Origin of the sequence: Streptomyces solincola (assembly GCF_002982015.1) — a bacterium.
GTDB lineage: Bacteria > Actinomycetota > Actinomycetes > Streptomycetales > Streptomycetaceae > Streptomyces > Streptomyces solincola.
The window spans coordinates 1-7,168 of the sequence record NZ_PVLV01000039.1 but is presented as its reverse complement, the minus strand read 5'-3'; the positions used below and the strand labels follow the sequence as shown (position 1 = coordinate 7,168).

At 74.0% G+C, this 7,168-nt stretch carries 7 protein-coding genes; 5 read left to right on the top strand and 2 right to left on the bottom strand.

The features are described from left to right. From C6N75_RS02920 to serC, 4 genes are all read left to right on the top strand, one after another. Positions 1-476 (top strand): GTP-binding protein (locus tag C6N75_RS02920; RefSeq protein ID WP_105867251.1); only part of this gene is annotated, 476 nt, incomplete at its 5' end. Continuing rightward, positions 473-1,690, top strand: coding sequence for a cytochrome P450 (locus C6N75_RS02915; protein WP_105867250.1), 1,218 nt, complete (start codon positions 473-475; stop codon positions 1,688-1,690). The genes C6N75_RS02920 and C6N75_RS02915, both read left to right, overlap by 4 nt. A 95-nt stretch (positions 1,691-1,785) precedes the next feature. Next, positions 1,786-3,036: a cytochrome P450 family protein gene (locus C6N75_RS02910; protein WP_181160307.1), complete on the top strand. Its 1,251-nt coding sequence runs from the start codon at positions 1,786-1,788 to the stop codon at positions 3,034-3,036. A gap of 86 nt (positions 3,037-3,122) precedes the next feature. Continuing rightward, positions 3,123-4,241 carry a phosphoserine transaminase gene (serC, locus tag C6N75_RS02905; RefSeq protein WP_105867249.1) on the top strand — a complete coding sequence of 373 codons (1,119 nt, stop codon included), beginning with the start codon at positions 3,123-3,125 and terminating at the stop codon, positions 4,239-4,241. 67 nt (positions 4,242-4,308) lie between these two features. Here the strand turns inward: serC and C6N75_RS02900 are convergent, their stop codons facing one another. Both C6N75_RS02900 and C6N75_RS02895 read right to left on the bottom strand, forming a co-directional pair. Further along, positions 4,309-5,184 carry an ABC transporter permease gene (locus C6N75_RS02900; RefSeq protein WP_105867248.1) on the bottom strand — a complete coding sequence of 292 codons (876 nt, stop codon included), beginning with the start codon at positions 5,182-5,184 and terminating at the stop codon, positions 4,309-4,311. Further along, a complete protein-coding gene (locus tag C6N75_RS02895) occupies positions 5,181-6,128 on the bottom strand; it encodes an ATP-binding cassette domain-containing protein (protein WP_105867247.1) in 948 nt (315 codons plus the stop codon). Before C6N75_RS02895 ends, C6N75_RS02900 begins: the two co-directional genes overlap by 4 nt. A 105-nt stretch (positions 6,129-6,233) precedes the next feature. On the opposite strand from C6N75_RS02895, the gene C6N75_RS02890 reads away from it, so the two are divergent. Continuing rightward, positions 6,234-7,016 (top strand): TetR/AcrR family transcriptional regulator, encoded by a 783-nt coding sequence (locus C6N75_RS02890; protein ID WP_105867246.1) that lies wholly within the window; start codon positions 6,234-6,236, stop codon positions 7,014-7,016. Positions 7,017-7,168 lie beyond the last annotated feature (152 nt).

The window sequence follows — 7,168 nt, the reverse complement described above, 5'->3', positions numbered from 1 at the left end:
CGATGACCCGGGCCGGCGAGGCGGTGGACGACACCAGCGGGGTCGGCTCCAAGACGGCCACCACCGTCGCCTTCGACTTCGGCCGGATCACGCTGGACGCGCACAACGTGCTCTACCTCTTCGGCGCGCCCGGGCAGGAACGTTTCTGGTTCCTCTGGGACCGGCTGTTCTCCGGGACCCTCGGCGCGGTGGTGCTGGTCGACACCCGCCGGATCTCCGACTCCTGGTACGCCATCGACCGACTGGAGCACCACGGCACGCCGTTCATCGTGGCCTGCAACGACTTCGGCGGCCCGGCGCACACCGAGGCGGAGATCCGCGAGGCGCTCGACCTCGCCGACGACGTACCGCTGGTGGAGTGCGACGCCCGCGACCGCTCGTCCAGCAAGTACGTGCTGATCACCCTGATCGAGCACCTGCGCGCCCAGGTGGCCCGGGCCGCACCCGCCGCCCCACTCCAGGAGACCCCCGCATGACCGCGCCCGTGCCCCTGTCCGGGCCCCGGTTCCAGACCGACCCCACCCGGCTCTACCGCGAGATGCGCCGCGACCACGGCCCCGTCGCCCCGGTCGTCCTGGACGGCGACGTGCCGGCCTGGCTGGTGCTGGACTACCGCGAGCTGCACCAGGTCACCAGCGACCCGGTGCTCTTCAGCCGCGACTCCGAGCTGTGGAACCAGTGGGACCGCATCCCCGCCGACTGGCCGCTGCTGCCGATGATCGGCCGCAGGCAGCCGTCCATCCTCTACACCGTCGGCGAACGCCACCGGCTGCGCGCCCAGATGGTCGCCGGCGCGCTGGAGTCCGTCGACCCCTTCACCCTGCGCCGGTACGCCGAGACGTACGCGGACGGGCTGGTCGACGCCTTCTGCGGGGTGGGCGAGGCCGAGCTGATCGGGCAGTACGCCTCCCTCCTCCCGGTCCGCGTGCTGCTCCGGATCTACGGGGTGCCGGACGAGCAGGGCCCGGCCCTGGTCACCGCGCTCAACGACATGATCAACGGGCAGGCGGGCGCGCTCGCCGGACAGCAGCGGCTCGCCGCCTCGACCGTGGAGCTGCTCGCCGACCGGCAGCAGGATCCGCAGGAGGACGTGGCGTCCCGGATGCTGGCCGACACCTCCGGCTTCACCGTGGAGGAGGTCGCCCAGGACATGATGGTGATGCTGGCCGCCGGCCACCAGCCCACCGCCGACTGGATCGGCAACTCGCTGCGGCTGATGCTCACCGACGAGCGGTTCGCCGCCTCGCTGTCCGGCGGCCGGCACTCGGTCGCGGAGGCGATGAACGAGGTGCTGTGGGCCGACACCCCCACCCAGAACGTCGCCGGCCGCTGGGCCTCCCGCGACACCCACCTGGGCGGCCGGCACATCAAGGCCGGCGACCTGCTGCTGCTCGGCCTGGCCGCCGCCAACGCCGACCCGCAGGTGCACATCGACGGCTCGGCGATGACCGGCGGCAACGGCGCGCACTTCTCCTTCGGCCACGGCGACCACCGCTGCCCCTTCCCGGCCCAGGAGATCGCCGAGGTCATCGCCCGGACCGGGATCGAGGTGCTGCTCGACCGGCTGCCCGACCTGGAACTGGCCGTCAAGGCCGATGAGCTGGCCCGCCGCCCGTCGCCCTGGCTGCGCGGGATGACCGACCTGCCCGTCCACTTCACCCCGACCCCCGCCCTGGGAGGCCACCCGTGAGCGCCGATTCGCTGACCGCACCCGAGCCCGGAGCCGAGCCGGCGGCCGCCTCCGCACCGGCGGCCGCCACGGGGGCCCGGCCGGCCGGCTGCCCGGTGAGCGGGGCCGCGGCCTCCGGCGCCGGGTCCTGGTCCGACGCCATCGTCCTCGACCCCTTCGTCGCCGACCTCGACGGCGAGAGCACCAGGCTGCGCGAGGCGGGCCCGCTGGCCAGGGCCGTGCTGCCCGGCGGCGTGCGGGTGTACGCGGTCACCCGGCACGCCGAGGCCCGGCAGCTGCTCACCGACAAGCGGCTGGTGAAGGACATCAACGTCTGGACCGCCTGGCGCGAGGGCCGCATCGCCCCCGACTGGCCGCTGATCGGCCTGGCCAACCCGCCCCGCTCGATGCTCACCGTGGACGGCGAGGACCACCGCCGGCTGCGCTCGCTGGTCGCCCAGGCGCTCACCGCCCGCCGGGTGGAGCAGCTGCGCGGCCGGATCACCGAGCTGGTGGACGGCCTGCTGGACCGGCTCGCCGCCGAGCAGGCGGCCACCGGCGGCCCGGTCGACCTCAAGGCCGCCTTCGCCTACCCGCTGCCGATGTACGTGGTCAGCGAGTTGATGGGGGTGGACGAGGCCGACCACCCGCGCCTGAAGGTGCTGTTCGACCGGTTCTTCTCCACCCAGACCCCGCCCGAGGAGGTCCTGGCCACGCTGATGGAGCTGGCCGAGATCATGGGCCGCACGGTCGCCCGGCGGCGCGCCGCCCCCGGCGACGACCTCACCAGCGCGCTGATCCAGGCGTCCGAGGACGGCGACCACCTCACCGACGAGGAGATCGTCTCCACCCTCCAGCTCATGGTGGCCGCCGGGCACGAGACCACGATCTCGCTCATCGTCAACGCCGTGGTCAACCTCTCCACCCACCCCGGCCAGCGGGCCCGGGTGCTGGCCGGCGAGATCGGCTGGGACGCGGTCGTCGAGGAGACCCTGCGCCATGACACGCCCACCTCGCACGTGCTGCTCCGGTTCGCCACCGAGGACGTGGCGGTCGGCGACCGGGTGCTGCCCGCGGGCGAGGCGCTGATCGTCTCGTACGCCGCGATCGGGCGGGACGAGCGGCAGCACGGGCCCACGGCCGGCGACTTCGACGCCACCCGTGCCCCGGTCCGGCACATCTCCTTCGGGCACGGCCCGCACGTCTGCCCCGGCGCGGCGCTCTCCCGGCTGGAGGCCGGGGTCGCCCTGCCCGCCCTCTACGCCCGCTTCCCCGCCCTCGACCTGGCCGTCCCGGCCGCCGAGCTGCGCAACAAGCCGGTGGTCACCCAGAACGACCTCTTCGAGCTGCCGGTCACCCTCGGCTGATCCTCCAGCGGTCCGCGTCTCAAGATCACGTCTCATCGGACGGACACGGCTCTCGGCCGTGTCCGTCAGGGACTAGGCTCCGGCCCGTGGCTGAGATCCGGATTCCCGCTGACATCAAGCCCGCCGACGGCCGTTTCGGCGCGGGCCCCTCCAAGGTGCGTACGGAGGCGCTGGACGCCCTGGCCGCGACCGGCACCTCCCTGCTCGGCACCTCCCACCGCCAGGCCCCGGTCAAGAACCTGGTCGGCGAGGTGCGCGACGGCGTGCGCGCGCTGTTCTCCCTTCCCGAGGGCTACGAGGTGATCCTCGGCAACGGCGGCTCCACCGCCTTCTGGGACGTCGCGACCCACGGTCTGATCGAGGAGAAGTCCCAGCACCTCTCCTTCGGCGAGTTCTCCTCCAAGTTCGCCAAGGCCGCCAAGCTCGCCCCCTGGCTGGCGGAGCCGACCGTGATCTCCGCCGACCCGGGCACCCACCCCGAGCCGGCCGCCGAGGCGGGCGTGGACGTCTACGCGTTCACCCACAACGAGACCTCCACCGGTGTCGCCGCCCCGATCAGGCGGGTGGCCGGCGCGGACGAGGGCGCGCTGGTGCTGGTGGACGCCACGTCCGGGGCGGGCGGCCTGCCGGTCGACATCACCGAGACCGACGTCTACTACTTCGCCCCGCAGAAGTCCTTCGCCTCCGACGGCGGCCTGTGGATCGGCGTGTTCTCCCCGGCCGCCCTGGAGCGCGCCGCCCGCGTGCACGGCTCGGGCCGCCACGTCCCGGAGTTCTTCAGCCTGCCGACCGCCATCGACAACTCGCTGAAGAACCAGACGTACAACACCCCCGCCCTCTCCACCCTGTTCCTGCTCAACGAGCAGCTCAAGTGGATCAACGGCCAGGGCGGCCTGGACTGGGCCGTGCGCCGCACGGCCACCTCCGCCCGGACGCTGTACGGGTGGGCGGAGGCGTCCAAGCACGCCGTCCCGTTCGTCACCGACCCGGCCCAGCGCTCCCAGGTCATCGGCACCATCGACTTCAGCGACGACGTGGACGCGGCCGCGATCGCCAGGACGCTGCGCGCCAACGGGATCGTGGACACCGACCCGTACCGCAAGCTGGGCCGCAACCAGCTCCGGGTCGCGATGTTCCCGGCGGTCGACCCGGCCGACGTCGAGGCGCTGACCGCCTGCGTCGACTACGTCATCGAGCGGCTGTAACGGCTCCGTGCGTACGAGGGGCCCGGCGGGTGCGACACCCGCCGGGCCCCTCGCGCGTGCGGCGCGCTCAGCGGCCGAGCCGCTGGAAGCGGCGTACCGCCAGCGGCAGGAAGACCGCCGTGATCGCCAGCGGCCACACCACCGCCATCAGCACCGCGTTGTCCTGCACCCAGCTGCCGTCCGAGCCGACCGGGTTGCCGAACAGCTCGCGGGCGGCCGCCGCCGTCGAGGAGACCGGGTTCCACGCGGCGACCGCGCCCAGCCAGCCCGGCATGGTCGAGGGGGCGACGAACACGCTGGAGACCATGGTGAGCGGGAAGGCCACCGCGTACAGTCCGCCGGCCGCCTCCACGCTGGGCACCAGCAGGCCCAGCCAGACGCCCACCCAGATCAGGCAGGAGCGCAGCAGGAGCAGCAGCGCGAAGCCGGCCAGGCCGCCCGCCAGGCCGCCGTCCGGCCGCCAGCCCATGGCCAGCGCGGTGAGCGCGAGGATCGCCAGCTCGGCGGCGGCCACCAGCAGGTCGGTCACCCAGCGCCCGCTGACCAGGGCGGAGGGGGCCATCGGCATCGAGCGGAACCGGTCGGTGACGCCCTTCTCGGTGTCGGTCACCACCGCCAGGGCGGAGTTCATGAACCCGAAGGCCATGGTCATCACGAACATGCCGGGCATCAGGAAGTCCCGGTAGTCGCTCGCGCCGCCGCCGCCCGGCGGCTTCATCGCGCCGCCGAAGACGTACCCGTAGAGCAGCACCGAGACGATCGGGAAGCCGAGCTGCCAGACGATGTTCACGGGCTTGCGCGCGTAGTGCGTCAGGGTGCGGCGGACGAGGGTGAGGCAGTCGGCCACCGCCCAGTACGCCCGTCCGGGCCGCTCGGTCGGCGGGACCCGCGCCGCCGGGCCCTCGGTGACCGTGCCCGGGGTGATCGTGCCGGTGCCGCTCATGCGCTCGCCTTCTCTCCGGTCAGGCGCAGGAAGACGTCGTCCAGGCTCGGCCTGCGCAGTCCGATGTCCTCGACCGGGACGCCGTCGTCCTGGAGGGTGCGGGCCACCTCGGTCAGCGCGGCGACCCGGTCGGCGACCGGGGCGTGCACCCGCCGCTCGCCGACTTCGGTGCGCGGCTCGCCCTGGCAGACCCGGGCGACCACGCGCGCCACCGCCGGAAGGTCGGCCGCGTCCGCCGCGACCACCTCGATCCGGTCGCCGCCCACCCGGTTCTTCAGCGCCTCCGGGGTGTCGTCGGCGATGGCCCGGCCCCGGTCGATGACGGTGACCCGGGAGGCGAGCCGGTCGGCCTCCTCCAGGTACTGGGTGGTGAGCAGCACCGTCGTCCCGTCGGCGACCAGTGCCCGCACGGCGTCCCACACCTCGCCGCGCCCGCGCGGGTCGAGCCCGGTGGTCGGCTCGTCCAGGAACAGCACCCGGGGGGTGAGGACCATCGAGGCGGCCAGGTCGAGCCGGCGGCGCATGCCGCCGCTGTAGCCCTCCACCCCCTTGTCGGCGGCCTCGGTGAGCGCGAAGCGCTCCAGCAGCTCGCCGGCCCGCGACCGGGCCCGCCGCCGGCCGAGGTGGAACAGCCGGCCGAACATCTCCAGGTTCTGCCGCCCGGTGAGGCCCTCGTCCACCGCCGCGTACTGCCCGGTCAGCCCGATCAGCCCGCGGACCCGGCGCGGCTCGCGGGCCACGTCGACGCCCGCGACCTCGGCGCGCCCGCCGCCGTACCGGCACAGGGTGGCCAGCACCCGTACGGCGGTGGTCTTGCCCGCCCCGTTCGGCCCGAGCAGCCCGTGCACGGTGCCGGGCCGCACGGCCAGGTCGAACCCGTCCAGCGCCGCCTTGTCCCCGTACCGCTTGTGCAGGCCCTCCACCCGGACCGCCCACCCACTCATGGCACACCCCTCCCCGTCGCCGTCCGCCGACTTTCTGAGTACACCGTACACAGTTATCAGCGTACGGCGTACTCACCTTCTGTGCGGCGGATTACCCTGGCCGACATGAGCAGCGGCGAGAGCGTGACGGGGCAGGCCACGGCGACGAGCGGCAGCGGCGACGTCGTCCGCAGCCTGGAGCTGCTGTGGGGACTGGGCGAGCAGCCCAACCGGGGCCCCAGGCGAGGGCTCACCCTGGAGCAGATCACCACCGCCGCGGTGGCGGTCGCCGACACCGAGGGTCTGGCGGCCGTCTCGATGCGCCGCCTCGCCACCGACCTCGGCGTGGGCACCATGTCGCTCTACCGCTACGTCCCCGGCAAGGCCGAGCTGCTCGACCTGATGCTCGACCACGTCCAGGGCCTGGCCATGGGCCCCTCGGGCGAACTGCCCGCCGACTGGCGGGACATGGTCCGCGCGCTGGGCCGCGCCGAGCTGGAGATGTACCGCGCGCGGCCCTGGCTGCTGAAGGTCAACCAGGCCCGCACGGTGCTCGGCCCGAACGCGCTGCGCAGCCTGGAACTGGCCCTCACCGGGTTGAAGGGCATGGGCATGACCGACCCGGAGACCATCGGCGTCATCGTCGCCGTGCACAACTACACGGTCGGCGCGGCCCGGATGGAGCTGGAGACCACCGAGGCCGCCCAGGAGACCGGCGTCAGCGACGAGGAGTTCTGGCAGGGCCAGGCGCCGGTCCTCGACCGCGCCATGCGCAGCGGGGAGTTCCCGCTGCTGGCCGCCCTCTCCGAGGACGCCTTCGGCTCCTCCCTCGACCACTTCGCCTTCGGACTGGAAGCGCTGGTCACCGGCTTCGAGGCGGTCGTGGCGGCCCGCCGCGGCCCCGCCTGAGGCCGGGCGCCGGCCTCAGGCGCGCCGCCGCCGCCGCGCCCGCGACCCGAGGAACCACAGCGCGGCCGCCCCGGCCACCACCAGCGCCCCCACCGTCACCGACCCGGCGGGCGAGGGGGACGGCGGGTCGGTGACGGTGGGGGCGCTGGTGG

Coding starts and splice junctions, on each gene's coding strand:
- C6N75_RS02890 (WP_105867246.1), top strand. CDS start 6,234: ATGAGCAGCGGCGAGAGCGTGACGGGGCAGGCCACGGCGACGAGCGGC.
- C6N75_RS02915 (WP_105867250.1), top strand. CDS start 473: ATGACCGCGCCCGTGCCCCTGTCCGGGCCCCGGTTCCAGACCGACCCC.
- C6N75_RS02900 (WP_105867248.1), bottom strand. CDS start 5,184: ATGAGCGGCACCGGCACGATCACCCCGGGCACGGTCACCGAGGGCCCG.
- C6N75_RS02895 (WP_105867247.1), bottom strand. CDS start 6,128: ATGAGTGGGTGGGCGGTCCGGGTGGAGGGCCTGCACAAGCGGTACGGG.